At 47.4% G+C, this 26,133-nt stretch carries 22 protein-coding genes; 12 read left to right on the top strand and 10 right to left on the bottom strand.

The window, feature by feature from the left end:
* Window positions 1–95 precede the first annotated feature (95 nt).
* The 7 genes from WBG78_RS11585 (at window position 96) to WBG78_RS11555 (ending at window position 7,637) form a co-directional block, all read left to right on the top strand.
* Window positions 96–491, top strand: a complete 396-nt coding sequence (locus WBG78_RS11585) for a hypothetical protein (protein WP_337326589.1) — start codon at window positions 96–98, stop codon at window positions 489–491.
* Entirely contained in the window at window positions 478–939 is a 462-nt protein-coding gene (locus WBG78_RS11580) for a GNAT family N-acetyltransferase (protein WP_337326588.1), read from the top strand. The genes WBG78_RS11585 and WBG78_RS11580 overlap by 14 nt, the downstream gene beginning before the upstream one ends.
* 174 nt (window positions 940–1,113) lie before the next feature.
* Window positions 1,114–1,635, top strand: a complete 522-nt coding sequence (locus WBG78_RS11575; RefSeq protein WP_337326587.1) for a gluconate 2-dehydrogenase subunit 3 family protein — start codon at window positions 1,114–1,116, stop codon at window positions 1,633–1,635.
* Between the two features lie 2 nt (window positions 1,636–1,637).
* Window positions 1,638–3,338: a GMC family oxidoreductase gene (locus WBG78_RS11570; protein ID WP_337326586.1), complete on the top strand. Its 1,701-nt coding sequence runs from the start codon at window positions 1,638–1,640 to the stop codon at window positions 3,336–3,338.
* A gap of 40 nt (window positions 3,339–3,378) precedes the next feature.
* The gene (locus WBG78_RS11565) at window positions 3,379–4,230 is read left to right on the top strand and encodes a sugar phosphate isomerase/epimerase family protein (protein WP_443092781.1); all 852 of its coding nucleotides are present in this window, start codon (window positions 3,379–3,381) and stop codon (window positions 4,228–4,230) included.
* A 194-nt stretch (window positions 4,231–4,424) separates the two neighbouring features.
* Window positions 4,425–4,970 (top strand): YceI family protein, encoded by a 546-nt coding sequence (locus tag WBG78_RS11560; RefSeq protein ID WP_337326584.1) that lies wholly within the window; start codon window positions 4,425–4,427, stop codon window positions 4,968–4,970.
* A gap of 6 nt (window positions 4,971–4,976) precedes the next feature.
* Window positions 4,977–7,637 (top strand): two-component regulator propeller domain-containing protein, encoded by a 2,661-nt coding sequence (locus WBG78_RS11555; protein WP_337326583.1) that lies wholly within the window; start codon window positions 4,977–4,979, stop codon window positions 7,635–7,637.
* Window positions 7,638–7,671: 34 nt separating this feature from the next.
* Here the strand turns inward: WBG78_RS11555 and WBG78_RS11550 are convergent, their stop codons facing one another.
* The 6 genes from WBG78_RS11550 to WBG78_RS11525 all read right to left on the bottom strand — a co-directional run bounded on the left by WBG78_RS11550 (window position 7,672) and on the right by WBG78_RS11525 (window position 14,388).
* Entirely contained in the window at window positions 7,672–8,898 is a 1,227-nt protein-coding gene (locus WBG78_RS11550; protein ID WP_337326582.1) for an NAD(P)/FAD-dependent oxidoreductase, read from the bottom strand.
* 28 nt (window positions 8,899–8,926) lie between these two features.
* Window positions 8,927–10,372, bottom strand: a complete 1,446-nt coding sequence (locus WBG78_RS11545) for a hypothetical protein (RefSeq protein ID WP_337326581.1) — start codon at window positions 10,370–10,372, stop codon at window positions 8,927–8,929.
* Window positions 10,373–10,512: 140 nt separating this feature from the next.
* Window positions 10,513–10,977, bottom strand: a complete 465-nt coding sequence (locus WBG78_RS11540) for a DUF6265 family protein (RefSeq protein WP_337326580.1) — start codon at window positions 10,975–10,977, stop codon at window positions 10,513–10,515.
* 161 nt (window positions 10,978–11,138) lie between these two features.
* Complete coding sequence (locus tag WBG78_RS11535) at window positions 11,139–12,254, bottom strand: hypothetical protein (protein WP_337326579.1); 1,116 nt, start codon at window positions 12,252–12,254, stop codon at window positions 11,139–11,141.
* A gap of 22 nt (window positions 12,255–12,276) precedes the next feature.
* Window positions 12,277–13,380 carry an SPFH domain-containing protein gene (locus WBG78_RS11530; protein WP_337326578.1) on the bottom strand — a complete coding sequence of 368 codons (1,104 nt, stop codon included), beginning with the start codon at window positions 13,378–13,380 and terminating at the stop codon, window positions 12,277–12,279.
* Window positions 13,381–13,461: 81 nt separating this feature from the next.
* Window positions 13,462–14,388: a Nif3-like dinuclear metal center hexameric protein gene (locus WBG78_RS11525; protein ID WP_337326577.1), complete on the bottom strand. Its 927-nt coding sequence runs from the start codon at window positions 14,386–14,388 to the stop codon at window positions 13,462–13,464.
* Window positions 14,389–14,464: 76 nt separating this feature from the next.
* Between WBG78_RS11525 and WBG78_RS11520 the strand changes: the two genes are divergently transcribed.
* From WBG78_RS11520 to WBG78_RS11505, 4 genes are all read left to right on the top strand, one after another.
* Window positions 14,465–15,346 carry a sugar phosphate isomerase/epimerase family protein gene (locus WBG78_RS11520; RefSeq protein ID WP_337326576.1) on the top strand — a complete coding sequence of 294 codons (882 nt, stop codon included), beginning with the start codon at window positions 14,465–14,467 and terminating at the stop codon, window positions 15,344–15,346.
* A 136-nt stretch (window positions 15,347–15,482) separates the two neighbouring features.
* Window positions 15,483–15,935 carry a hypothetical protein gene (locus WBG78_RS11515; RefSeq protein WP_337326575.1) on the top strand — a complete coding sequence of 151 codons (453 nt, stop codon included), beginning with the start codon at window positions 15,483–15,485 and terminating at the stop codon, window positions 15,933–15,935.
* Between the two features lie 20 nt (window positions 15,936–15,955).
* On the top strand, window positions 15,956–19,048 hold the full coding sequence (locus WBG78_RS11510) for a M4 family metallopeptidase (protein ID WP_337326574.1): 3,093 nt from the start codon (window positions 15,956–15,958) through the stop codon (window positions 19,046–19,048).
* Between the two features lie 71 nt (window positions 19,049–19,119).
* The gene (locus tag WBG78_RS11505; protein WP_337326573.1) at window positions 19,120–19,512 is read left to right on the top strand and encodes a hypothetical protein; all 393 of its coding nucleotides are present in this window, start codon (window positions 19,120–19,122) and stop codon (window positions 19,510–19,512) included.
* On the opposite strand, the gene WBG78_RS11500 is transcribed toward WBG78_RS11505, so the two are convergent.
* The 3 genes from WBG78_RS11500 to WBG78_RS11490 all read right to left on the bottom strand — a co-directional run bounded on the left by WBG78_RS11500 (window position 19,513) and on the right by WBG78_RS11490 (window position 24,216).
* Window positions 19,513–20,346 (bottom strand): ROK family protein, encoded by an 834-nt coding sequence (locus WBG78_RS11500; protein WP_337326572.1) that lies wholly within the window; start codon window positions 20,344–20,346, stop codon window positions 19,513–19,515.
* 91 nt (window positions 20,347–20,437) lie between these two features.
* On the bottom strand, window positions 20,438–22,825 hold the full coding sequence (locus tag WBG78_RS11495; RefSeq protein ID WP_337326571.1) for an ABC transporter permease: 2,388 nt from the start codon (window positions 22,823–22,825) through the stop codon (window positions 20,438–20,440).
* A gap of 425 nt (window positions 22,826–23,250) precedes the next feature.
* Window positions 23,251–24,216 carry a hypothetical protein gene (locus WBG78_RS11490; protein WP_337326570.1) on the bottom strand — a complete coding sequence of 322 codons (966 nt, stop codon included), beginning with the start codon at window positions 24,214–24,216 and terminating at the stop codon, window positions 23,251–23,253.
* 334 nt (window positions 24,217–24,550) lie between these two features.
* On the opposite strand from WBG78_RS11490, the gene WBG78_RS11485 reads away from it, so the two are divergent.
* Window positions 24,551–24,901: a hypothetical protein gene (locus WBG78_RS11485; RefSeq protein ID WP_337326569.1), complete on the top strand. Its 351-nt coding sequence runs from the start codon at window positions 24,551–24,553 to the stop codon at window positions 24,899–24,901.
* Here the strand turns inward: WBG78_RS11485 and WBG78_RS11480 are convergent.
* Complete coding sequence (locus WBG78_RS11480; protein ID WP_337326568.1) at window positions 24,898–26,130, bottom strand: nucleoside permease; 1,233 nt, start codon at window positions 26,128–26,130, stop codon at window positions 24,898–24,900. The genes WBG78_RS11485 and WBG78_RS11480 overlap by 4 nt on opposite strands.
* Window positions 26,131–26,133: the final 3 nt, after the last annotated feature.

Here is a 26,133-nt window from a genome sequence, read left to right as displayed (position 1 = left end):
GCAGACTTCAAACTCCTAATTCCGTCGTTCATTGCAAGTCACGGAAGTTCATTTAGATTTGTAGGCAGGGCTGTGTCAGTCAAGTCGCATTTTATATGAAATTCCGCTCGTTATTTATAGTCTTCCTACTTTTTGTCGGTTGCAGGGCCAATCATCAGCATGATGGCGTTTACATCGCCGAAGAACCTTTTATGGGTGTCATGAAGACATGGATCATTGAGGGTAACGAAATCACCTATTATCTGATGGGTGACGTCAAGGTAACCAGATGCAAGCAGTACGAAGATCGGATAGAAACTTCCGACGATATTGTCTATCTCATCGATACCGAAGGAAATCTTATTATCCCGGGTAAGAAGGGAAAGACAAATGACGAGAAACTAGTAAAGCGATCGTCGAAGACTAAGTTTACACACGCCGATCTCGAACGGATGATCGACGAAGCGATGCCACCCCCAGCACTCCTCAAGGATTACAATGCTACTCATTGAGCCGTACAACGATTCTCATTTCGCAGCATTTCGCGATCTGAACATGGAATGGCTCCTTTTGTACAATCTGGCGGAGGAGCCCGATTACAGAGTTTTATCAGATCCCCGCGGGCAAATCCTGGAAAAAGACGGATTCATCTGGGTTGCTTTAAGCAATGGAATAGTCGTTGGAACGGCAGCGCTGATAAAAGAGGAGCATGGGACTTACGAACTCGCGAAGATGTCTGTTGCGCCAGAGTTTCGTGGTAAAGGAGTTGGGCGAATGTTAATTACGACCTGTATTGAAAAGGCCCGGTCGATTGGTGCGGAGAAAATTGAGTTGTTTTCAAACCATCAGCTTGGGCCAGCATTAAAGCTTTACGAAAGTGTTGGATTCAGGTATGTGCCCGTTAGCAACAGTCCGTTTGAGACGGCAGATATTAAGATGGAGCTGACCCTGCCGGCGTGAGTGTTGCGATGATGCAATCCTGTCTGCAATGCCTTTTGTTCCCATTTGTAACAGCCGCGGGGCGTTCATAGAATATTCATTTCTGTGCAGTGCCCCGACTGCATATTTTGAGCTTCTGCAATTTGTTGAAATAGATATGCGGATCATCCTCATGAATTATTTTAAGATCGCTTTATGAACAGGCGGACCTCCTTTAAAGCAATACTTGCGACTGCCGGTGGCCTTGCTTCGTTACCAGTGTGGGCAACCGAATGGACACGACTATCACTCCCTGCTGCACTTGGTTCATTCAGTCCAAGTGAACAACAAATGATTGCCTCAATCGCTGATACCATTATCCCTAAGGGGAAGGATATCGGTGCGCTCTCAATTGGAGTTGATAAGTTTCTTATCGGGCTACTAGAGAATTGCTATGATACCGATGTTCAGGAGAATGTAAGGAAGCAGGTTGCTGGCTTGAACGACAAAGCGAAAGCAGCAACAGGCAAGGATTTTTCTCTTTGTGAACAGGCGAAAAGGGAAGAACTGCTATTGACTTTTGCGACGTCATCGGACAAAGCGGAAAAAGATTTCTTTGAGCTCATGAAGTCGGAAACGATTCGGGGCTTTAGCACTTCGAAGGAAGTAATGCTCGGTTACTTAAAATATAAAGTTGTACCAGGCCATTATTATGGCTGTGTCGACGCAACCAGTTAATCATGGCTAACCTTATCGAATCTGAAGAGAAGAGGACCTACGATGCTATAGTGATCGGGTCTGGGGCAAGTGGCGGATGGGCTGCCAAAGAACTATGTGAGCGGGGATTGAAGACTCTTGTGCTGGAGCGCGGTCGCGATGTGCAGCACATCAAGGACTATCCAACAGCTGGTAAAGCACCATGGCAATTTCAGTATAGGGGTACCGTTACGAACGAACAGAAGAAAGATCATCAGTTCGCGCGGTTCATGAGGGAAGAAACCATGCACTGGGCACTTAAGGATGATGAACAGCCTTTCGTTGAAGAAAAACCATTCCGCTGGGTACGTGGCTACCACGTGGGAGGAAAGTCGTTGCTTTGGGCCCGGCAAACTCAGCGCTGGAGCGACTTTGATTATGAGGGACCAATGAGAGATGGTTTTGCTGTCGACTGGCCTATACGTTATAAAGACATGGAGTCATGGTATGCTCATGTTGAAAAGTTTGCAGGCATTGCCGGCAACCGCGATGGATTACCTGAGCTTCCCGACAGCGAGTGCATGCCTCCGTTTGAGATGAGTTGCATCGAAACCTACTTCAAAGAAAGTCTGGGTAAGAACTATGACGATCGCCATCTTATTCATGCGAGATGCGCGCATTTGTCGGATCCGCAAAAGATCCACCAGGAACAGGGGCGACATAAATGCCAGAATCAGGCGATGTGTAACAGAGGGTGCCAGTTCGGAGGTTACTTCAGCAGTAACAGCAGCACGCTTCCCTGGGCAATGAAAACAAACAACCTAACGGTACGTCCACACGCGGTTGTTCATTCTGTCATTTATGATGACAAAAAGAAGAAGGCAGTCGGCGTACGCATCGTTGACTCTCAGACAAAAGATACCATCGACTTCTATGCAAAGGTCATCTTTGTGAATGCGTCCGCCCTGAATAGCAATGCGATCTTACTAAATTCCAAATCAAGCCGCTTTCCCAATGGATTAGGGAACGACAGTGGTTTGTTGGGTAAATTTATAGCATGGCACAATTATCGTGGAAGAGGCAGCGCCAGTTATGAGGGTTTTAAGGATAAAATGACAGACGGCAGGAACCCCAGTCACAGTTACATTCCACGCTTTAGAAACGTAAAGAAGCAAGAGTCTGATTTTCTACGAGGATATGCCATTGGCATCGGCGGAGGAAGAGGACGCGGGTCTGATACTACCATGATAGGAGATCAGTTGCGCGAAAATCTGCTCAACCCAAAACTTGGGAGGTGGAACATCAGCAGTTGGATGATGGGTGAGACTGTTCCATTGGAAAAAAATCACGTCCGCCTGCACCCTGATTTAAAAGACAAGTATGGCATTCCGCAACTTGTGATTTCCTGCGAATGGAGCGACAACGACGACAAAATGGTGGCCGACTATTTGCAGCAGCAACGTGAAATGTTTGAGAAAGCCGGCTTTGTGGATATTCAGGTGAGTGATTCAAAATCTCCCCCGGGTTCGGATATTCATGAGATGGGTGGTGTTCGTATGGGACGGGATCCAAAGACGTCGTTGTTGAACAGTTGGAATCAGCTTCATCACTGTAAGAACGTGTTAGTAACCGATGGTGCATGCATGACCTCGACAGGTACGCAAAATCCCACACTTACATACATGGCATTGACAGCGCGTGCAGTTAGCCATGCCGTTGACGAGCTAAAAAAGAACAATCTTTAACTCTGGAACTGACTAAAAAACAAATAAAAGAATGAGACGAATGTTTCGATTTTTGATAGCACTGGCAGTGATTGCAGCGTGCCAGAATACAGCGACTGCGCAAAAGGGTAAACCGCTTTATACTTTCCCGTTTGGTGTTCAGGCGTACACTTTCAGGAAGAGTTTTCCGAATGGAGTGGCTGCGACGCTTGACACAATCAAGGGAATGGGCATTACCGAGATTGAGGGCTCTGGTGGCAACATGCCGCCTGCTGAATTTAAGAAGCTTTGCGACGAACGTGGTATTTCCATTCCAGGCACAGGCACCAGCTATGAGTCGCTTGTGAAGGATCCTCAGGCAGCTGCAGACATGGCAAAGGCCCTCGGGTCGAAATATCTTATGGTGGCATGGATCCCTCACGAGAAGGCAAAGTTCAATCTGGACAATGCGAAAAAGGCTGTCGCAGATTTTAATGCGGCCGGAAAAGTGTTAAAGGAAAACGGAATCACCTTTTGCTATCACGTGCATGGATACGAGTTTCAGCCTTATGAAAAAGGAACGTTGCTTGACTATATGATTCAGCAGAGTAACCCGGAGTACGTATCATTTGAGATGGACGTGCTGTGGACACATTTTGGTGGAGGCGACCCCGTTGCCTTATTAAAAAAATATAAGGATCGCTGGAAGCTTTTGCACGTGAAAGATCTTCGCAAGGGAACTCCTAAGGACCTTTCAGGCGGCACATCGCAGGAGAACGATGTCGCATTGGGAACTGGTGAAATTGATATCCCGAACATTATTCGCGAAGCAAAGAAGATCGGCATCAAACATTATTTTATTGAAGATGAGAGCAGTCGCGTAATCAAGCAGGTTCCTCAGAGCATTGCATACCTGAAGAGTCTGAAGCAGTAACGTTTGTAAACCAATGCCGGCCAAAGCCGCCTCGCAATATTGCGGGGCGGCTTTCTTTTTTGACTCCCGTTGGGAGGTATCAATCCGCCGACGAACAGCATTTTACGGCCCGTGAGACCAGTAGGGAATTGGCTAACTTTACCCTTGCGGTATGAAAAGTTGCGGCGCTGTCCGCCATTCTTAATCCGAACGTGATGATAAAGGGTTTTTGTTGCTGCCTGGCCATTTTTTGCAGCATTTATGCAGTTGCGCAAACCAAGTTCACTACTGAACGTGGCAAGATAAAGTTTGTGTCAAATGCAGAGCTTGAAGTTATTCAGGCAGCGTCAGGTAATCTGCAGGGGATCATCGATACACATAACAATCAATTTGCATTTACGGTGCTCGTGAGGTCTTTCCAGGGCTTCAACAGCGACCTTCAGCGCGAACACTTCAATGAAAAATATATTGAAAGCGAGTCGTTCCCTCGAATGGCTTTTTCAGGAAAAATCATTGAAGCCGTCGACTATGACATCAACGGGATTTATGAGGTACGTGCAAAGGGTGAGCTCGATATTCATGGTCAGAAGCAAACACGCATAATTAAAAGCACGATCACAATCGAGGATGGATCGCTCAGCATCGAAAGCTCTTTCAGAGTTCCTCTTTCTGATCATAACATTTCGATTCCACGCATCGTCAATCAAAAAATTGCCACTGAGATTGAAGTCACTGTTAACGCAGTGATGGCACTTCATTAATCAGATATGAAAAAATGGATAGTCACGTATTTGATTTTGATGTCGGCGGCGACTGTCTATTCACAGGTTCCATTCTTTGAACATTATCGACTACTAAAGCGTGAACAGGTTCAGGTGAACGTTGTTTTCCAGGACCGATCCGGCTTCATTTGGTGCGGAACCAATCAGGGGCTTTTTCGGCTGGATGGAATCAACATTACGCACTACGAGCAGAAGGACAGTTTGCCCGATAATCACGTTACGGCTATTGGTCAGGATTCATTGGGCAGGATATGGACCGGCTTCCGGAATGGAAAGCTTGCTTATTTCGAAAATGGCAAGATTGTAAAATTCAACCCTCAGGAGGGAACATCGACACACGAAATTTCCGATATCCTTTTTGATCGCGAAGGAAACCTTTGGTTTTCGACGCTGGACGACGGACTATACTACTTCAAAAACAAACGACTCTATCGTGTAGATGAAGAAGAAGGAATGCCCGACCTGTTTGTATATGATCTGATGGAAGATCCCCGCGGCAACATCTGGGCGGGTACAGACGGAGGCGTTGCAATATGCCGGTTAAAAGATAGTCAGGTTCAAATCCGTGTGCTTGATCACCGACAGGGCTTAACGGACAACATCGTCAAGAAGATTCTCATCGATAAGAACAACATGATCTGGCTTGGCACCGAGGATGCCGGACTTGTTTCGTACAATCCGTCCACTGGTAAAACAATGCCTCTTGTAAAGGAGGGATGGAAATTCGGATCACTCACCGACTTCGTAATTCTCGATGATCAATTGTGGATTACGTCAGCACAAAAAGGACTCGTCGTATATAACACTGCAACAAGGCAACAAAAGTCATTTCACTCTGCAGGAAGTATTGACCTTAGCGCTGCGAACTCGGTTATATCAGATTTTGAAGGAAACATTTGGGTAGGCTCCAAGTCGGGACTGATCAGAACACTTGGAGATCAGGTGGACTATGTGGATTCGTTTTATCCTTTCAAGAACACAAATGTATTAGCACTGACCGTTGATCAGGATAACAACCTTTGGTACTCAACAGGTGAAGGATTGTTCAAGCAGAAGCTCGATACTTCGGGTGATCAAAACATTCAACGCCCGCTGCTGAACAGCAGGTTTCAGAAATATATTGCGATTAGTCTCTACACAGACGACGAGGGCTACGTGTGGGCTGGCCTTTATGGAGAAGGTCTTCTGCGAATTGAACCTGAAACGGGGCATATAGACTACTTTCAGAAGCAACTATCAAATGGCAACGTCCTCAACATTACCGGCAACGGAGACACAATCTGGCTTGCAACTTTGGGTGGTGCAACACGAATAGTGCAGAATGAAGATGGATTAAGTTTCCAAAACTTTGGTCGTGCGGAAGGACTTGTTTCAGATTATATCTACCAGGTATTTATAGACAGTCAGAATCGTGTCTGGTTCGCGACGGACGGGAAAGGTGTAGGAATGCTTGACCAGGAGGGATTTCATCATTTCGAAAGTGGTCTCGCATCTAAGGTTGTGTACGGCTTTGCCGAAGACAGGAACCACACAATTTGGGCCAACCTGCAGGGTGAAGGGTTGTTCAGTTTCAACGGCAGAACGTTCGAGCCGATGAAGACAGAAACTCCACTGCGGGAAAAGAACATAAACTGCGTTTCGAGTGATAAGCTGGGCAACCTTGTTATCATGCATGACCTGGGCATTGATATATATGACGCGAGGCGAAAGAAGGTCAGATACTATGGCGATGAAGTTGGTATTCAGGATAAACGTCCGAATCTAAATGCATTGGCCACGGATGCAACGGGTAGAGTATACGTCGGTACCGACAAAGGAATTGTCCGATACGCAAACCTGTCGTTAAATCTTCCTCCAGCGCCACGGCCGCTGATTACTGGAATGAAAGTGCTTGATCGCAAGATTTCTCTGGCTGGTAACCTTAAGTTCGATCATGACGAGAACAGTGTCGTTATTCAATACATCGGTTTTTGGTTTCAAAACCCTGCCAATCTCAATTTTGAATACAGACTGGAAAACTACGACCGGGATTGGATCCGTAGCCACGATCGTGCGGCCACCTATTCAAGCCTTCAGCCAGGTGATTACGTATTCAAGGTTCGTAGTAGCGACACTGAAGACTTTACCGACGCACCCGAAGTTAACATAGCTTTTACGATTGATCCACCCTTCTGGAAGACAGGTTGGTTCATTGTGCTGGCAGTAATCGCCTCAATAGCGTCGGGCGTCGCGTTCATAAGTTATCGCGAGCGAAAGCTAATTAGCGACAACCGAATTCTGGAAGAGAAGGTACTCGAACGAACAATGGAGATCCAAAAGCAAGCTGAGGAAATCCAGGCGCAAAATGAAGAGATCCAGTCTCAGGCTGAAGAAATTCAGGGTATCAACGACAATCTTGAAATGATTGTATTGGCGCGTACTCAGGAACTGGAAAAGAAGAATAAAGCTTCTGAAGAGGCAGCCTTCATAATAGCACATGAACTCCGGGCACCTGTTGCCAGTGTACTTGGTCTCGTTAATCTTATTTCGAAAACCAAATTACCCAGGGAAGCACGTGACATCGTAGATCACATGCAGTGTTCAGGTGAGAAGCTCGACAATGTGGTGAGAAACATAACAAAGGCAATTGAGCGCGGCGATCGCTAGCGTTGGGCGGTCCTGGTTTCGTGTCCACGACCTTTCATGAACGGAAAATCAGGTTGAAATAAAACATTGGATTTACGAGCCACCCCTTTTTCTCGGGAAAGGCAAGTGCATTTATTAATGTTTTTCTGAGACTTTCATTCTTATTGGCTTTCCTCACAATCATGTTCAATATCCACGGGTATCGCGACAGACTGAGCATGCTCCGGCTAACTTTGAATTCATTCAGCAGCATTTTATACATTATCGAGTCGTAGCGACTCATAGCCTTAGCACTAAAATCGCTTTTGCTGAAACATTCAACTGCCTGACGGGCTGCAAAACGTCCGCTGCGTATAGCGTTCCCGATACCTTCTCCGGAGAACGGATCGATTAGCGACGCTGCATCACCCGTGAGTATGTATCGGTGTCCGGACAATGTGTGCACTTTCCCTCCGAGAGGTAAACCGTGGCCCAACGGAGCTTCAATTGCTTCGGCATGCTCAAATCTTTTGGACAACGCCGGATGTGATTGCAGTAGTTGCCGGAAAGTTTTGCCAAGATTCACCTTGCTGGAAGAAACAGCCGATGTCAGCATTCCGATTCCGACATTTGCGTGATCGCCTGGCAGAGGGAATATCCACAAATATCCTGGCAGAATGTCGCGGAGGAAATACAGTTCAATGAAGTTACCTTTGTTGAAGCCGTTGACCCTGCGATGATAAGATCGAAGACCCGCGCTATGGTAGCTTGGATTGATCTTTGAAGTCGTGAGTTTTCTTTTAACCACAGAATGTGCTCCATCCGCGGCGATGATCATTTTAGCAGTGAATGGGCCAAGCGTGGTTTCGACGCGTACCTGGTTTTCATCGACAAGCACGTTGTTCACCTCACAGGATTCAAAGATTGAAACGTTGCTGCATCTCCGGGCCTCTGAGATCATTAACATGTCGAAGTCTTTGCGTCGGCAAACGTATCCTTTTTCGGAATGATGTTCAGTGATAAATGGGATGTCTACGGCCTCGCCGTCCGGAGCGACGATGCGCACGCCACCGGAAATTGTTTTGTGCGGCAAGTTTTCCAATGAAGTCGCTAACGAAGGTGATAGTTTTTTCAGTTGGCGAACCACATCAACACTAAGCGCATCACCGCAGATCTTATCTCTTGGGAATGTTGCTTTGTCAATCAGCGCCACCGATAATGAGCTTGCCCTCAATGCAATTGCTGCAGCAGTCCCGGCCGGGCCTGCCCCGATAATGACTACATCGAATGAGCGTGAGGACATTCGTGGTTGGACGCGTTAATGTGATGAATTACTGTTTCCGGGCGATACTCAAAGCAATATCGAACGCGTAAGCCGGAGACTGAAGTGAAAAGTACGACTTGCTTTGCTTCTTGCCATTCTGGGTTATGTTTTTTTCTGCGACGATTTTGCCCGTTGCAGGATCGATCCAGCGAACCTCATATCTGCCGGCGGGAAGAGGTATCGCGACCGTTGCGCGTCCGCCGCGCACAATGTATGCGGCATATTGCCTGCCTGGTTCAGAAAGCATATGTATACGTGGTTTCTGCTCCGCGGTAATTCGAAAGTCCTTATCCGGCGACATCAACAGGTAGTTGAAGTGTTCTATAAATTGCTTGAGCTGCGTTAGTTGATTTCGCAAGGCAGTGCTGCCGCCACCTGGCTGTTGCGTGTGATATTTTAAGGTTCCGTCTTCGTATCCAGGGGCAAAGGAATAATCAAGGTTGTTATACAGCGCTCCACCAGCGAGAATGATTTCCCAACCTTCTTTTCGATAAGTGCTGTCTGCTTGTCCTCTGAATCCTGTTTCATTATCACCAATCACTTTGTTTAAATGGTAGTTCTGTTTGACGGCTGTTGGGGGAGTCGCATAGTGAAAGTTAAATACAGAAACGCCGGGATGAGGGTTGGAGATGAGGGCAGAATCGTTGGCGATGTTTTGAGATATCAGATGTTTCCATGGCAGGCCTTTCTCAGTTTCTCCAATGAGAGTTGCAATGTGATGCTGCCACTCTATAGTTACTCCACCGAAGTAGGGCTCATTACAAATCTCGAAAATAATATTGCTGAACCCGTTCAGTTCAGATACAAGCTTCGCGACAAGCTGTTCCTGAATTTGCAATAGAGGCCCGCTGTGATCCATCGTGTAAACACTATCCTTTCCGACGAACGGCACGTTGTTTACATTATTTGACGGATGCATTGGACTGAGCACCCATTGTTTCATTTCATAGAATGGGCAGAACAATGTTAGCTCGACAATGATGTTCCGTTGCTCCGCTTCCCGTACAAATCTCTTGAGCCGATCGAAGTACGCTTCATCCCACGCTGTTAAATCAAATTTGTTTCCGCCTCCCTGAAATCCCGGCACTGAGGAACGCTTCCACGGAGAAATGTATCGACCCGAGGCAGGTGCAAGCATGTTATTCTCGATGTTGAAGGCACCAATCGGTTCAATGTATGCTCCTGTAAACGTGCGGGTCAGATTGAGTTTGCGTGCTGACAACTCATTGAGATACTTTGTAAAATTGAAATCAAGATTCAGTACTGAGCCATAATGTTCTCCACTGGAGATGAGTATGAGCGGGTTGTTATGATATTTGAAGTAATGGGGATTGTCAGGATGTAAACTGATGGGCTCAACTTGAGCATGAGTTAAGGCAATTCCGCTGAGCAGGAAAAAAATGACAGGGAGTGATCTCATGAGCAGATTGCGAACGCGTAGGACTTCGGACATAGGCTGTTACATGTCTATAGTACACTTGAGATAATGATCTTCCTGAAAGTACATTTTTATCCAGAGGCCAGCGAGAGTAGCTGTTCATCGTGAACACCATGCAAATCACTGACATCAGTATGTAACCAATACCATCGGTTTCAGTCTACTTTCTCAAACTCGTAGTCAATTGTCTTGCCGTTCCCTGAGATTGTCACCTGAAGCGTTTTTAATTTGCGCCTATACGTGATTCGTTTCGGGAAGTCATGATCAGGATTTTCACAGGTGAAGTCATTCTGCTGAATAGAAGTAATCCGAAAGTAAACAGGCATCGGATTTTCGATGACGTCGGCCACAAAATACAGCGAGCTGTTATCGCCGGGAACGATTCGCATCTTCTCAATAAAAAGTGTGTCCGAACCTTTGGTGGTTACGCCGTAGCCGCGGAGGCCGATATCGGGATCGATGATCCATCGCTCATTTCCTTTCTGGCCCGGTTTGTTGTTCAACCGTTTCCACGAGCCTACCAGCCAGCCCAGATCTTCAATATGCGAAGGTGATTGCGAGCGGGCAATGAACCCTGATCCCAATAGTAGCGCAATGATGATGATTCGAATTGTCTTCATGGAAATATAACGTTACTTAGTTCACTGTGTTGTGTGTTCCGGGTTAGTGACGAACAGGATTAATAGTTAAATATAGTTATTTCCGACCCGACTTGCTTGACGTGTCTTTATGCCATAAAAAGGCATATGAGTATAGGTCATCGGAGATAAATAGTAATTTGTCACTTGTTGCCCAACAAGACAATGATGCCAATCGCGACAAGTGCAGCAATCACGGCAAGAGTGATTTTAATTGCGCTGTACGGTCTTTCGCCCTGAACCTCACCTGTGCGCGCGTTTACGAGGAACTGATACACTTTATTGTTGTAACGATATGCGCTTAGCCAGACCGGTAGAAGGATATGTTTGAATGTCGGGTTGTGGTAGGTCGTATTGACGTATTGAATCATTTGCTGATCTCCGCCGATATCCGCGCGAATGGTACTGTGAATAGCAGGTTCCATTACATGTTTAGCTTCCTGATATCCTCCCTTCACATCGACGGAATATGTTTCTGTTCTGAAGCCACTCAGATATCCGTCGTGATAGTTTACCAGATTTTTCAGGTCCCAGGGCTCGAGCGCACGAAGCTTGTCCTTTCGAAGAGAGGTTGTTGCTTCAATAAGCACGTCGTCGAATGTGTTGTTAACCCTTCCTGACGCCGGATACCACCTAGTTTTCACAACCTGGCGTGTACGGTTCACGTTGCGTCCATTCTCAACGGCAGTATAGGATTCAGTGACGGTGTAGTTTTCTCCCCTTTGGCCAGTGTAGGATGAATTGGTATTGCAGTCAAATGTCCAGAATGGCAGATACATGCCCGCGAGTCGATTCGCGGAATCTGGATAGTGTTTGAGATCGCTGGGAGCAAACCAGAGTCCTTTCAGCCAGCGCTTAAAATTGCCCGTAGCTTTCTTATCGTCGATTCCAAATGGCAGCACATATTGCGGCTTGTGAAGCGACGCAGTGGTACCGCTCCTGATGACGAGGCTGGACGCACAAAACGGACATTTGTCTGAGCTTACACGTTCATTGAGTGTGGTGGTTGCTCCGCAGTTCTCACACTTCACAACAGCGACTTCGACGGTTTCAGTCTTCTGAAAGTTCTTTTCAAGAAAGTCGTCGAGACTCAACTCCTGAAGAGTACCCGTTGCCTCAGGTTTTGCTATCTCATTACTGGCTCCGCAATATTCACAAACCAGGTGATGTGTTCCGGGCTTGAACTTCAATAATGCACCACATCCAGTACAGGCAAGCTCGCTGCTTATGGAACGCGTTGGTTCCGAAAAATCACTCATAGGCTACTGGCAGAAATGCTTATTAAGGCAGTGGGGGAGGTACCGCACCAAACAAACTGCTCAGGTCACTGGCTTCGCCTGCTTTAATCCATGACGCCAGGCCATTTTTCCAAACCAGTGTGTCGCGAGTTAGTGTACCCTGCTGAACCATTTGTTGCAAGTTATTCTGCGTGTAGGGCCCCTGTTGCTGGCCATTCACCGCGACAAAATATTGTACGCCAGATGCTGGCAGCGGCGGAGGACCACCTTGTGCAGACGCGTTGCCTTGCTGATTAAACATTTGTCCCATTTGCTGGGCCATTGCGAACCCCATCCCCAGGCCCATGCCATCGCTGGCGCCGCCTCCCGGATTCTTAGCTGCAGCTTCCATGGCATTAGCTGCCTGAAATTGTGCGTATTGATTGAGGTTGCCGAGTATGCCCATGCTGCTTCGTTTATCAAGCGCCTGTTCTACTTCCTGGGGCAACGATACATTCTCAACAAGGAACTTGGTGATCTTTAATCCATATTCACCGAATTCAGGATCAATCTTCGAGCTGATGAACTTCGAAAGTTCATCATAATTTGCCGCGAGATCCAGCACTGGGATTTTACTTTCGGCTACGGCATCACTGAAACGCGTTACAATCAGATTACGCAATTGTTCTGTGACCTCTTCTGTTGTGAAGTGGGCCTGTGTGCCTGCGATCTCTTTGATGAACAACGCAGCGTCAGATACGCGTAATGCATACGTTCCAAATGCACGAAGTCGGATGGGACCGAATTCAGCATCACGAAGCATGATCGGATTCTTGGTGCCCCACTTTTGATCCGTGAAATTCTTCGTGTTAACGAAGTATACTTCCACTTTAAAGGGACTGTTAAATCCATATTTCCATCCTCTTATGGTAGTGAGCACAGGCATGTTTGCTGTCGTCAGCTCATGACGTCCGGGCTGATACACATCAGCGATCTTTCCTTCACTGACAAAAACAGCAACCTGACTCTCGCGCACCGTGAGTTGAGCGCCATTCTTGATCTCGTTTTGAAATCTTGGAAACCGCCAAACCATCGTGTCATTGCTGTTGTCGTCTGTCCATTCGATGATGTCGATCAGTTCATGCTTGATCTTGTCCCATAATCCCATAATGAAAGGTGTTTGGTGAATATTCGAAGTTAGGAAGTTAGATTTAATAAATGCCCGTCAGGTCGAAAAATTGGAAATGATTTAACCCTCGCGAAACGGATTTCCCGAAGCGACGTGGGTAACCTTTATTTCTTTTATCCTGGGCGACAGCCACGACTCGAGCCATTCCATTCCAGGCTCTTCGCTTTCGGCATGCCCCAAAACAATGAGAGACATTTTGAGGCCTGAAGCTTGTGCGTCGCGAATATATTCAGCCGTCTCCCATTCGTGAACCTCGCCAACGATCAGGACGTCAGGTCTTTCTTTCATCAGAAGCTGCATTTGAGCACGCCCACCAGCTGCACCTGGTATCAATGCAATTCGCTTACATGACTGTGAGGCATCACCAATGAATCGCACCTGACGAATTCCAAGGCTTTTTTTGCAATGAGTAATTAATGCGCCGAGTGTTATCCCAGTATGATCAACGATAGGAGGGTTGGCACTGTTGTACATTTTTTCCCATCCCAGCTTTTTCAATACGCCCATTAAAACACCATCCGGACGATATGTATGCCAATAGTCGTGAAAACGCCATACGGCAATTTTGTGCTTGTCCAGTAAGTCTCTTTTGAATTTGTACACAGAATCTGATTCAATCCATTGTGTTTCGTCGGTGTGCCCGTAGAACGTTGGCTCATGGGCAATGATAAAATTCGCTCCCAGCGACGCAGCCTTCTGTATTACATCGATGGTGGAGAACATGGTAGTAACGATTCCGGTTACGACCTGCTGCCCGTTCCCGGATTTCAAGGTGTCCACGGTTTGCTGGAAGGGTGCTCCGGGAATCTCCTTCAGGATGAGGTCAATTACCTGCTGCACAGTTATTGCAGCCACAACGTGTGGGCCACTGTTTGAATTGAATGCCGAAGACATTGTCGGAATTGCCATCATGCCAATCGAAGAGGTGATTGCTGCCAGGAACTGACGACGGTCCTGTCGTTCGTCCGTAGTGGAATTTCTAAACATGAGTCATTTGATTTTGTGAATGGTTCCCTGATGGGATTAAATATTACTACATTCCGTTGAAATCTACGCACTTCTTATGAAACAGTACAGTACTGGTGTTCTGGCATTGCTGGTTGTTATGTCTCTTGTTAGTAACAGTTTGAATGCACAAACGAAAACTGCACGTCAGTTGTTCGATAAACGCAACCTGGTTGCATGGTGCATCGTCCCGTTTGATAGTAAGAATCGAACACCAGAAGAGAGAATCCAGATGCTGAAACGACTGGGCTTTTCCCAATACGCTTATGACTGGCGGCAACAGCATCTGGATACTTTTGCTTCTGAAATTGATATCGCAAAGAAGAATGGCATAGCGATGTCTGCTGTTTGGCTATGGATCGACAAGAACGCCGATCAGCCGGGGAAGCTTAGTGAAGACAATGAGAGGATGCTGGCCATCCTCAAGGCGTCTGGTTTAAGAACTGAGTTATGGGTGGGTTTCAATCACAATTATTTTGAAGGACTTGATGAGGCCAGTCGGATCGCTGCCGGAGAGGCCATGGTAAAATACCTACGCGAACGGACGGGAGCTTTTGCAAGCAGGATAGGACTTTACAATCACGGTGACTGGTTTGGTCATCCGGCTAATCAGTTAAAAATCATTAAAGCAGTATCGGATCCGGCAGTAGGCCTAGTTTACAACTTCCATCATGCTCATGCACAGATTGATGAATTTCCGTCCTTGTTTGCGGCTATGAAACCTTACTTGCTTGCAGTCAATATCGATGGGATGAGACGTTCGGGGCCTCAGATTCTACCGGTGGGAAGTGGTGACGAGGAGAGGGGGATGCTCCAGGTGCTTATAAAGGGGGGCTATAAGGGGCCAATAGGAATTCTTGGACACATAGAGACTGAGGATGTTGAGGTTGTGCTGAAGCGAAATCTTGATGGCTTGAGACAGCTTTCAAAGGATCTTTAGCACGACACACGACTCAACGCTGCAGTTGAAAAAGAAATACGCCTTGTAACGTTGGCCCTAAGCGCAGAAAAAAAAGTGGGCAATATTCCGACCGTATCGCCCGAATACACGTTAAACGGACCTATAAAATCAAAATATGTTGTCCCTCTCTTCCAAAACAAGTGGAATATTGGTCCTGGCGCTCACTGTGGCCAGTCTGATAGGCGTGAAAGATGCACTTGGTCAACACTTTATTTTATTAACAGAGGGTGGAGGTGTTACGGGCAACACCACCGTATTTCGTATTTCCAGTGGAGGCGAGGTAGCCAAAGGTTCTGGCATGGCCGAACCTCAGTTCAGCGAGTTTGCACACCTTCGCAAGGGCAAAACAAAAAAATACTTCAGGAAAACGCGCGTGCTGGTCAGGGAACACACGTTAAATAATCCGGGCAACATGTACAAGGCCATTACATTGGTAGAAGGGCAAAAGGAGACCAAACTCGTCTGGGGCGGTACTGCTCAGGAAACACCTGCTGAGGCGCAAAAACTTTATCAAAAGATACAAGCATCTTTAAATAGGTTAACCTTTCACAAAGAACTCCGTAAGTAGGTACTTAATAAAATCCCTCTATGAACAGTTACCTCAAGGCGACAGTGGCAGCCTGTATGGCTTTTGCGCTGAATCAGTCGCTGTTTGCCCAACAGACCTTTGACTCAAAAAAACATAAACAAACGCACGTAAACCCTTCGCCGTTAAAAGCGAAGAAAATTACGCCTCCGTCAGCGTCGTCAGCTGGTCGCTCCCAACTCACACAAAGGTATCTTTCTCAGCAACCCAACTGGGCGTCGCCAAACCTTCAAAGGTCGGGTATGACAATCCGGTACGCCACTGGTACGGGCCTGCCATCCTTCATTCAATCTGGCCGCAAAGCGGTCACTGCCCGCTCTGGTCAGCAGAGTGATGCCAGGGTTGCCTCATATTCATTCCTGGAGGAGCTGAAAGAAACATTAAAAGTGAAAAATCCACAGGAGGAGTTTTCTATTCGTTCGCTTCATATAGATGCCGCCAATCGTACTCACGTGCGCATGGAACAGTTGTATCGCGGCGTTCCCGTATATGGATCAGAAGTGATGGTGCATCTTGGCCGTGAAGAGGATACGTTCAATGGGCAGTATAGAATTATTCGCGAAGATCTGGAGGTATCGCCTGCTCTTTCCAAGGCGGAAGCAATTCAACGGGCGAATACACACCTTGGTAAAGGAAAGGGCTTAAGGACGTTGAGTGAGTTTGAAAAGCAACTTGTGATGTTTGAAGATCCTCAGGCTGAGCTGTGCATTTACCAGGAGACAGGGATTGTCACGAGCGACGTACTGGCATATCATGTAACGGTGTGCCCAACCGTTAGTCAGCGTTGGGAGTATTTTGTAGACGCTACAACGGGTGCGGTACTGCATAAGTATGAAAATATTTGTTCGGCCGATGGACCACGCACTGCAACAGGTGCCGATCTTAACGGTGTAACTCGAACTGTACAAACTTACCAGTTCGGAACGGGCTACATCATGCTTGATGTTTCAAGATCGATGTACAAGGCCGCTCAATCAACGCTTCCTGACGATCCGGTTGGTGGCATCATCACTGTCGATATGAATAACACTTTCGGCGACAACCAGACTATCCGCCGCGTGGCATCGGCCAATAACCAATGGACAACATCTACAGCTGTCAAAGCATTATCGGCCCACTACAATGCAGGTCTTGCATATGAATATTATCTGACCAAGCATGGGCGTCAGTCAATTGATGGGGCAGGAGGAACGATCATTTCAATTGTGAATGTCCCTGATGAGGATGGAGAAGGACTCGACAATGCTTTCTGGAATGGCAAGGCCATGTTTTACGGAAATGGTGATGTTGCCCTGAAACCTACGTCAGCGGGTATAGACGTAGCTGGTCACGAGATGACACACGGAGTTGTTCAGACTACAGCGAACCTTGAATATCAGGGAGAGTCGGGTGCAATCAATGAGTCAATGGCCGACATCTTTGGTGCAATGATCGATCCGGATGGTGACTGGCTTATTGGAGAGGATGTGGTGCGTCTGGCGGCATACCCAAGTGGTGCCATGCGTTCGCTGAGCGATCCGCATAATGGTGCAACGCAGTTTGGAATGCCAGGCTTTCAGCCGAAGCACGTGAGCGAGCAGTATCAGGGTACAAGCGACAATGGAGGCGTGCATATCAATAGTGGTATAGCAAACCATGCGTTTTATAAATATGCGACTGCGATTACGAGGACAAAGGCGGCAACTGTCTATTACAAGGCACTTGACGATTACCTGACAAAATCGTCACAGTTCATCGATCTGCGTCTTGCTGTGATTCAAGCTGCGACCGATCTGTATGGTGCTGGTTCACCTGAAGTTGTTCAGGCCGGAGTTGCCTTCGATGAGGTCGGTATTACGAATGGACAGGGTGGCAACTATGAAGAGTCCCTGCCCATCAATCCCGGTACTGAATTCCTGTTGATCTATAACACGGCACAAACCGATCCAAATACATTATATCGTACGCCGGTTGCCGCTAGTGGCTCAATCGAAGACTTGACAACTACTGATTTTATCAGCAGACCCAGCGTTACGGACCAGGGAGATGTGGCTGTGTTTGTAGCATCAGATAATACGATCCATGCTATCAAGACCCTGCCAGGATCGGATGCCATCGAGACGGTTATTGAAGACACTCCGATGTGGTCCAACGTTGTTGTTTCAAAAGGAGGATCCAAGCTTGCTGCGGTGAGCACCGACCAGGATGCAATCATCTATGTCTACGATTTTGGTCAGCAGGAATGGTCACAATTTCAACTGTACAATCCGACGTATAGTGACGGCGTTGTAAGCGCGGGGCCGGTTTATGCTGACGCTCTTGAGTTCGATTACAGTGGTCAGTTTCTCGTCTATGACTGCTTTAACCGGATCGACAACGAGACGGGAGACGATATCGAATACTGGGACGTGAATTTTATTCATGTGTGGGACAATGATGCCGGTGACTTTGCCGACGGAACGATCGAGAAGTTGTTTGCCAGCCTGCCCGACGGAGTAAGCATCGGCAACCCGTCGTTTGCAAAGAACTCACCGATGATTCTGGCTTTCGATTATGTTGATGAGACCGATGACAGCTATGCGATCGTAGGGTGCAATATCGAAACGAACGAAGTCGATGTGATTGTTGAGAACAACTCCCTGGGTTGGCCGTCATTCAACAAGACAGATGACAGGCTGGCATTTACGGGATGGAGCGAGACCACCAATGACTACAGTACAGGCTATGTTTCGTTGAACGCTGATAAAATATCAGGTAACGGACAAGTGGTAGGATTGTATGGATCGACCAAATGGCCCGTCTTTTATGCGACCGGAGAACGTGAGATTGGCGACGAAGTTGTTACCGACATTCCGGAACAGCCGAATGAAGAACAAGTGCTGTCCTGCTATCCCAACACGTTCGAGCGTGAATTGACCATCGACATCAACGATCCCACATTGACGGGAGGTACAGTCCAGATGTTTAACATTGCCGGACAGTCCGTTTTGAACCGTACTGTCGGGCAAACTCAAAACTCAAAGCTCGTGCTCGACGTGGAGCAGCTTGCTCCCGGTTACTATTTCCTGCGACTGTCGGGAACGCGAAAAGCAGGATGTAAAGTCGTTAAGCGGTAGGCGTCGTCGGGATATTGCTTAGGTGCAGTAATTTGATTTTCTAAATTTGCAGGTAAAGACATCCCTCTGTTATGACCCTCATTGACATTAACAGGACGAAACAGTACACGATTGCTGTTTCGCCAGCTAAGAATCGTGCCTATCTCAAGATTATTGGTTTCTGGAGAGGACCTGACGTGGTTCCGGATTACATTAAAGACTGGACGAAAGCCGTATCACAGCTAAAGAAGGGATTTACACTGCTAACGGATGCATCTGAAATGAAGACGCACCCCGCTACAGTCAGATCACTGCATGAGGAGGCGCAGAGCATACTGCTGAAGGCCGGCGTGAGTAAGGTAGCCGAGATCATAAAAGATGATGTGGCGGAAATGCAGCTTGACGCTGTTGCCAAGACAACGCAATTTCCAAAGAGAACCTTCAAGGCCCAGTCTGAAGCGGAAGTGTGGCTGGATGCGAAATAGTTACGGAATCAGCGACGCTGCACCGATCACCGAAATATTTTCGTTGGTGGATTGCATGATGCGTACCTGTCGAATGGATTCAGGAAACTCGAATCGGGTAAGCAGCGCTTCATGCATTGGCCTTTCGAAGAGGCTGAATGCTTTTGCCAAAGATCCTCCGATGGAAATAGCTTCAGGATCGTAGGCATACATTACAGTCTTGATGGCTTCGGCCATGTGCCTGCCGAAGACAGCCCACGCCTCTAACATTTGTGGATCACCTTCGGATGCTCGCCGGTTAGCTTCTTCGGCACTTACGCCAAACTGGACGCGAAACAAGTTGCCACTGGCATAGTACTCAATGTTCTTGTCGAGATAGTGCATAAGCCCGACTTCTCCTGCTCCACAGCGTGCACCTGTTAGCAGTTTGCCATTTGCAATGACTCCGGTACCCAATCCTGTTCCGCAGGACATTCCAACGGCATGGCTATATCCGGAAAGCACACCGTAATGATACTCGCCAAGAGCAAAGCAATTGACGTCATTGTTCACGGCCACCTGCGTATCAAATGCTTGTTGAAGTTTTGCGGCCAAAGGTACGATCGTCCATGAAGGAATGTTTGTTACGTTGTACACAATGCCTCTTACAGGTTCGACAACCGAAGGCACTCCTATACCAATGCCCCGCACTGTGGAATTCATCAATGGTCTGATGAATGAGATTAGCTGCGATAGAGTGTCATCCAGAGAAGCATTGTTGTTAAATCGCTCCTTGCGATGCTCGTAAATGTTTCCGTTGTCATCTACCAGGCTTGCCCTTACATTTGTACCTCCAAGGTCTACGCCAATTCTCATCGTGTCATGCTTTGGCGCAATTTGGGAGAAGTTTTAGAAAACTTCAATGATGAGATAATAACGTTTAACCTAATCTATCAAAAAGGCGGTGCTATTCATCACGCAGCGCATGTATAGGATTTGATCTGGCAGCTTCCAGCGTGATGCGACTTATAGCAAGCAGTGCCGTTGCGAACATCACACCAACGGCCATGGCAACGGTGCCGATGCCTGATGGTTGATAATATTCCCATATGATGTTCATTACTTTATCAGAGGCAAGATAGCCGCACGATCCGCCCAGTAGTGAGGCAATCAGCAAAATGAATATGAACTCAGTATTGATAAGTCTGGCAATGTAAAAAGCCCGCGCCCCCATCACCTTTCTGATACCGATTTCCTTTTTACGTCTTGCGATGTTGAGCGAGAGTATTGCGTATAGGCCAGTTGTTGATAAGATCAACGCAACAATCCCAAGGAAGCCGAAAATGCGAACAGTGTTGTTGTTGATCATAAGCGCAGTTGCAATGTTTCCATCGGTGAATTTTCCCGGATAGACTGAATTTGTTGATACGTTTTTCCAGGCCTCTCTCATGGCATCGTTTACCCGCGCAACTTTATCCGGAGTTGTACGGACCACCAGCTGGCGATACTGATCCTCACTTGCATAGCGAATCATCACCGGAGCTACGGGTTTCCAGTAGCCCTCGGTATGAATGTTTTTCAGTACACCAACGACGTTTAACTGAATGCTGTCGTGCCATGTTATGATCTTTCCTATGACATCTTTGCTCCATCCGAATTGTTTTACGAATTCCTCTGACACAAGCACAGACGCCATTTCATTCGAAGAAGCATTGATGTGAAAGTCCCGCCCTTCGATCAGCCGTATGCCCATAGCATCAAGGTAACCAGTGCCCGCTTCCACGATTTCAACCTGATGCTCATCCGTCATGTATTTTACGGTGCCTCTGTCGAAGCGATCAGACACATGTGTATGCGATCCTGCTATGGCATCAATGTCTTTGTTGCCTGAAAGTGAATTTTTAAGTTGTTCATATTGGTTGCGGTCAGCTACAGGAACTACAATGTTTCCGTCTTTCAGATATCCAATATCAAAGTCGCGTTGAAAGGATGCGTTGCTCAGGAACGCAGCCGCGGATGCAAGACAAAGCAAGGCAATAGCAAACTGCAGCGTGAGGAGGACCCTTGATAGCCAGTTCGTTCCTTTCAGCATTGCATTACCTTTTAAAATTGTACCGGGGCGAAACGAAGTGACATAAAGCGCCGGGTAGGCACCAGCAATCACCGATGTTATTAGCAGCAGTGCAACGAAGAATCCAAAAAACAACATATCCGAGGACTCGCGCATTGACAGTTTAATGCCAGGCCACAACGAATTATACGCCGGCGTAAGAATGAGTGCAATGACATACCCGATTACGCACGCCAGCAGGCAAAGCAACACGCTCTCGTTCATGAACTGGGTAATCAACTGTGATCGTTGACCGCCAATTGCTTTTCGGACACCAATCTCTTTTAATCGTTTCACTGAAACGGCAAGCGACGTGTTGGTGAAGTTAAAGCAGGCGAGTAGCAGGAGAAATGCCCCCATAACAGCAGGTCCGATTGTCGACGATGGCGGAATTCCCCAGCGAAGTTGTTCACCTTGTAACCAAGTATCACCATGAAAGCTGGCGGCGAGTGAGCTGAAAGGCTGGAGGTAAAAGCTGCTGAGTCTAAAATCATCACGGGCCTCGTTCTGAAGTTTCAGGTAGCGCTGTAGTTGCGTTGTTATTTGTGCGACATCTTCGTTGCGTTCAATCAGGAGGAACAGTGTCGTCATTGCGCTCCAACTTTGATCGATATTCTCAGCGATGCCAGGTAGGTCTTCGTAGTTTTGCCATGGCATGATCGCGTCAAAACCAAAGCTTGAGTTTAGCGGCTGATCTTCAAACACGCCGCCGATGGTAAACTCTTTTGGCATGCCGTCGATAAGCTGCGTGATCTGCCGGCCCGAGACCAGCACATCGTCGAAGTACTTTCGCGCCAGCGATTCACTGATGATGATGGTGCTTTTCGTTTTGAACGATGCTGAACTGCCATCAATAATGCGGAATGAAAAGAATTCAAAGAATGGAGTATCCGCGAATGCGACAGAAGTATTGAATACGTCGTCGCTTATTCTGAAGTCGGCCGTAGAGGCAGCGTAGCGAACAACTCCCTGGACGTCGTTAAAGTTGTTGCGCACTATTTCTCCCAGGGCCGCAGGTACGACTGCGTAGCGGTCGCTTCCATCGGAAGTTACGTGATTGGCCTGTACCCGGTAGACCACATCACCACGTATATGGATCTTGTCAAATGATGCTGCAAAATTCCAATTGAGGTAAGCAACAATGCAGCAGCCTATGGCTATGCCCAGCCCGAAGAGATTGATGAGCATAAAAATCCTGTTGCGCGCAAGATTTCTAATCGTGATGACCAGGTAGTTTTTTATCATGTGTTTGCAGGCGATTCAGAGTGTTAGACAGCATGCTTAAGCCCGAGGTTACATCTCACATCTGGGGTCTTCAGGTGGACTTTTGGGAGACCGGATTTCCCGTGTGGGCTGAGCGCGGCTGCGAACGAAAGAATTCCAGGGGGACGATTGAGCGACTGTCAAGTCACAAAAAAGACTGGAATTTACGTTGGAAAGGCTGTCAAGACTGACTGAGACTGGAGAAGACTGGGAGAAACCGGCTAAGACTGGAGAAGGCCCGGGAGACTGGGAAAGACTGGGAGAAGACTGGGTGAGACTGGGAGAAGACTGGGTGAGACTGGGAGAACACTGAGAGAAGACTGGGAGAGCACTGGGCGAAAGCTGGCCGAAGACTGGTACTTTAGAGAGACCTGGGAGAAGAAGGCTCAGCCAGCAGGTGAGTTGATTTACAGCAAACCGTTCTCAATACGGAACATGAATTCGAAGCCGAGCCCCGTGGTAAACATCCGTTCTTTCTTATTCTGCAGCAGTGACTGGGTCCAGTTGACAAACCCGCCATCGCCGATCTCCCATGTTTGGCCGCGATGGTCAATGTCAATCTTATATTGAATACCCTGGTAATAGGCATTGTTTTTTTCAGGATGCTCAATGATCTGTACATCGATGTTCTCAGGAGACGTGTTCAGATGCTGTTTCACTTTTAAGGCGAGCGAAAGACTATCGGGATAGCCATCACGGCACAGCAGCCTGAAGCGTATACCAGTTACACGATGAAAGTTCACATACAATCTTCTCACCGCCAGAATGTGATGAAGAACGGTTTCGCATTCAAAACTGTGGTTGCCTGTATCATACCCGGCAGTGACGAGGGCGGCAATTTTAAAATGAGGAGTAAATCCTGAATTCGATAGTGCCTGCGTACGGAGGTGCCGTTGTATGACTACGAAGTGCCGGCGATCCTGAGGTGAAGGGTTCCATGTACCTTGTTTCTTCAGGTGAGCTATGTGAAGTGCGACCGCATTTGTTGCATCGGCGAGAACTTCGGTGTTGCGTATTGCGCTGAGTATTTTGTTTTGGCTCGTGGTCCCAACGACGGCACATGAACCAAATGAGCTAACCGGCGATAACTCAATTGGTTCAAACGCCGAGTCATTGAATAAACGCAGGTATTCAATTTCCATTTCACGTAACGGCAAAACCGGCAGGTCAACAGGCTTAACAAGACGATTGTTTTTATAACTCCTGAGAAGATCACCTGGTGATAAATTATTTGCGCGTTGAGCAAGAACCTCAAGCATCAGTGTGTTGAATTCTGTGCCAGAAAGTTCATGTATCAGCGTTTCGGCCAACCCGGGTTTGCCAATGCGCTTGAGAATGCTGTCAAGAATTTGGATTGTATTTTTCGACGACATAGATGGCGGTGCGTGTGGCCACTGCGTTTACAAGTTAAGGGCCTTCCGTTTAAAAATGATCCTTGTATTTTGGTACGAATAGTGGCCGCGATGTGTTACAAACAGCCCGAACGTTGCGGAAAGAATTTTCATCTGCTTGTTTCGACAGCATTTGTGGTTATGTGATAAGCCTCTGATTATCTACTGCTTACAAATAGGTATTGCAGAGGCTGGCGGCCACTGAGCTCAACTATTATACGGGCCACTGGCTTTTCATGCCAAAAAGAATTAATTTACTTAAAGCAATAAAGCCGACTCTCCATCATTATTCATATAGTATCCGACGTTTGTTCCTATGATAACTCGCGTATTAATCGGATTGCTTGTGGTGTGCTCGGCTTGCCATAGTGGCATGATACCGTGCCCAAGAGTTAAGACAGCCAAGCTGCACAAGACGTACAAGCCACCATCATCATCGCTTTTGTCGGCGCGTGCAGATCGCGTTGAAGAGGAGCCTGTGAATCAGAACTCACGCCCTGGCGCCGAACATTATATAAAAAATGTGTCCATGGAAGAATGGGACTGCCCGCGGCCTGGTTCCAAAAAGTACATGCCCAAATCGGTGAAGGACAATATCAGGAAGAACAAAAGGAAGTTTGAGCAAGACCTCCGTCAGACACAATCCGACACCCTTTCGTCCCGTTAGTTCGCAGTTGCGACTGGTTTGGGATTCTGCCTGAACGACAAAGGGAAAATTATACCCAGGACCAGGGAATAGCCGGCGAACGAGAGCCAGATGCTCTGCCAGTCGCGAACCCCGTCTATAGTGAAATAATCTACAACCCACCCGCTAAGCGTTCCGCCAACAAATGCGCCAATGCCATTGGTCATCAGCATGAATAGGCCCTGTGCGCTCGACAAAATGGAATTATCTGTTTCACTTTTCACGAACAAAGACCCTGAGATGTTGAAGAAGTCGAATGCAATTCCGTAGACGATCATTGACATGATTAGTAAAATGAGCCCGTCGCCGGGATTTCCGAACGCAAACAAACCAAACCGCAGAACCCAGGCGAGAATGCTCATCATCATGACCGTCTTAATTCCAAATCGTTTCAGAAAGAATGGAATTGTTAAAATGAACAACGTTTCTGAAATCTGAGACACCGACATCAGTAAGCTGGGATGCTGAACTGCAAAGGAGTTCGGATAGGTGTCTGTGAAGTCATGAATGAAGGCTTCTCCAAATGTATTCGTGATTTGCAGAGCCGCGCCCAGCATCATGGCGAAAAGAAAGAACACAGCCATCCGTGCACGTTTGAACAGCACGATGGCGTCGAACCCCAAAGAGGAAATGAGCGAACCCGTGGGACGTCCGTGGCCCGGAGGGCACGCTGGCAAAGTGAATGCATAAAGTCCGAGCAATAGGCCGGCCGTTGAAGAGACGTAAAGTTGTGTTGGGACCAGCGTCCACTTTCCGAAGTCGATTACCCACATAGCTGCAACAAAACCCACAGTGCCCCAAACGCGGATCGGAGGGAAGTGCTGGACAATGTCAATGCCGCGTTTCTGCAGAGCAGCGTACGACACCGCATTGTTCAGAGCAAGTGTGGGCATATAGAACATGGAATTCAGCAGCATGATCACATACATCATACTGTACTCGGTTTCATTTGCGGCCCAAAACAAAAGCAGTGCACCAATGATGTGGCAGATGCCTAAAACACGTTCGGCATTGACCCATCGATCGGCGATAATACCCATGATGGAGGGAGTGAATACCGAGGCAACGCCCATGGTTGCATAAATGCTACCGACCTGAGAACCTGTAAATTTCAGCGTGATAATCATGTAGCCACCGAGGGAAATCAGCCAGGCTCCCCAGATAAAGAACTCAAGAAAGTTCATGACAATCAGGCGCAGTCTAACACTCATCTC

Origin of the sequence: Chryseolinea sp. T2 (genome assembly GCF_037203685.1) — a bacterium.
Classification (GTDB): domain Bacteria; phylum Bacteroidota; class Bacteroidia; order Cytophagales; family Cyclobacteriaceae; genus Chryseolinea.
This window is presented reverse-complemented; position numbering and strand designations above follow the sequence as displayed.

Coding starts and splice junctions, on each gene's coding strand:
- WBG78_RS11525 (WP_337326577.1), bottom strand. CDS start 14,388: ATGTTTAGAAATTCCACTACGGACGAACGACAGGACCGTCGTCAGTTC.
- WBG78_RS11570 (WP_337326586.1), top strand. CDS start 1,638: ATGGCTAACCTTATCGAATCTGAAGAGAAGAGGACCTACGATGCTATA.
- WBG78_RS11490 (WP_337326570.1), bottom strand. CDS start 24,216: ATGTCGTCGAAAAATACAATCCAAATTCTTGACAGCATTCTCAAGCGC.
- WBG78_RS11540 (WP_337326580.1), bottom strand. CDS start 10,977: ATGAAGACAATTCGAATCATCATCATTGCGCTACTATTGGGATCAGGG.
- WBG78_RS11585 (WP_337326589.1), top strand. CDS start 96: ATGAAATTCCGCTCGTTATTTATAGTCTTCCTACTTTTTGTCGGTTGC.
- WBG78_RS11545 (WP_337326581.1), bottom strand. CDS start 10,372: ATGTCCGAAGTCCTACGCGTTCGCAATCTGCTCATGAGATCACTCCCT.
- WBG78_RS11505 (WP_337326573.1), top strand. CDS start 19,120: ATGACCCTCATTGACATTAACAGGACGAAACAGTACACGATTGCTGTT.
- WBG78_RS11575 (WP_337326587.1), top strand. CDS start 1,114: ATGAACAGGCGGACCTCCTTTAAAGCAATACTTGCGACTGCCGGTGGC.
- WBG78_RS11495 (WP_337326571.1), bottom strand. CDS start 22,825: ATGATAAAAAACTACCTGGTCATCACGATTAGAAATCTTGCGCGCAAC.
- WBG78_RS11560 (WP_337326584.1), top strand. CDS start 4,425: ATGATAAAGGGTTTTTGTTGCTGCCTGGCCATTTTTTGCAGCATTTAT.
- WBG78_RS11580 (WP_337326588.1), top strand. CDS start 478: ATGCTACTCATTGAGCCGTACAACGATTCTCATTTCGCAGCATTTCGC.
- WBG78_RS11500 (WP_337326572.1), bottom strand. CDS start 20,346: ATGAGAATTGGCGTAGACCTTGGAGGTACAAATGTAAGGGCAAGCCTG.
- WBG78_RS11515 (WP_337326575.1), top strand. CDS start 15,483: ATGTTGTCCCTCTCTTCCAAAACAAGTGGAATATTGGTCCTGGCGCTC.
- WBG78_RS11555 (WP_337326583.1), top strand. CDS start 4,977: ATGAAAAAATGGATAGTCACGTATTTGATTTTGATGTCGGCGGCGACT.
- WBG78_RS11485 (WP_337326569.1), top strand. CDS start 24,551: ATGATAACTCGCGTATTAATCGGATTGCTTGTGGTGTGCTCGGCTTGC.
- WBG78_RS11535 (WP_337326579.1), bottom strand. CDS start 12,254: ATGAGTGATTTTTCGGAACCAACGCGTTCCATAAGCAGCGAGCTTGCC.
- WBG78_RS11550 (WP_337326582.1), bottom strand. CDS start 8,898: ATGTCCTCACGCTCATTCGATGTAGTCATTATCGGGGCAGGCCCGGCC.
- WBG78_RS11510 (WP_337326574.1), top strand. CDS start 15,956: ATGAACAGTTACCTCAAGGCGACAGTGGCAGCCTGTATGGCTTTTGCG.
- WBG78_RS11480 (WP_337326568.1), bottom strand. CDS start 26,130: ATGAGTGTTAGACTGCGCCTGATTGTCATGAACTTTCTTGAGTTCTTT.
- WBG78_RS11530 (WP_337326578.1), bottom strand. CDS start 13,380: ATGGGATTATGGGACAAGATCAAGCATGAACTGATCGACATCATCGAA.
- WBG78_RS11520 (WP_337326576.1), top strand. CDS start 14,465: ATGAAACAGTACAGTACTGGTGTTCTGGCATTGCTGGTTGTTATGTCT.
- WBG78_RS11565 (WP_443092781.1), top strand. CDS start 3,379: ATGTTTCGATTTTTGATAGCACTGGCAGTGATTGCAGCGTGCCAGAAT.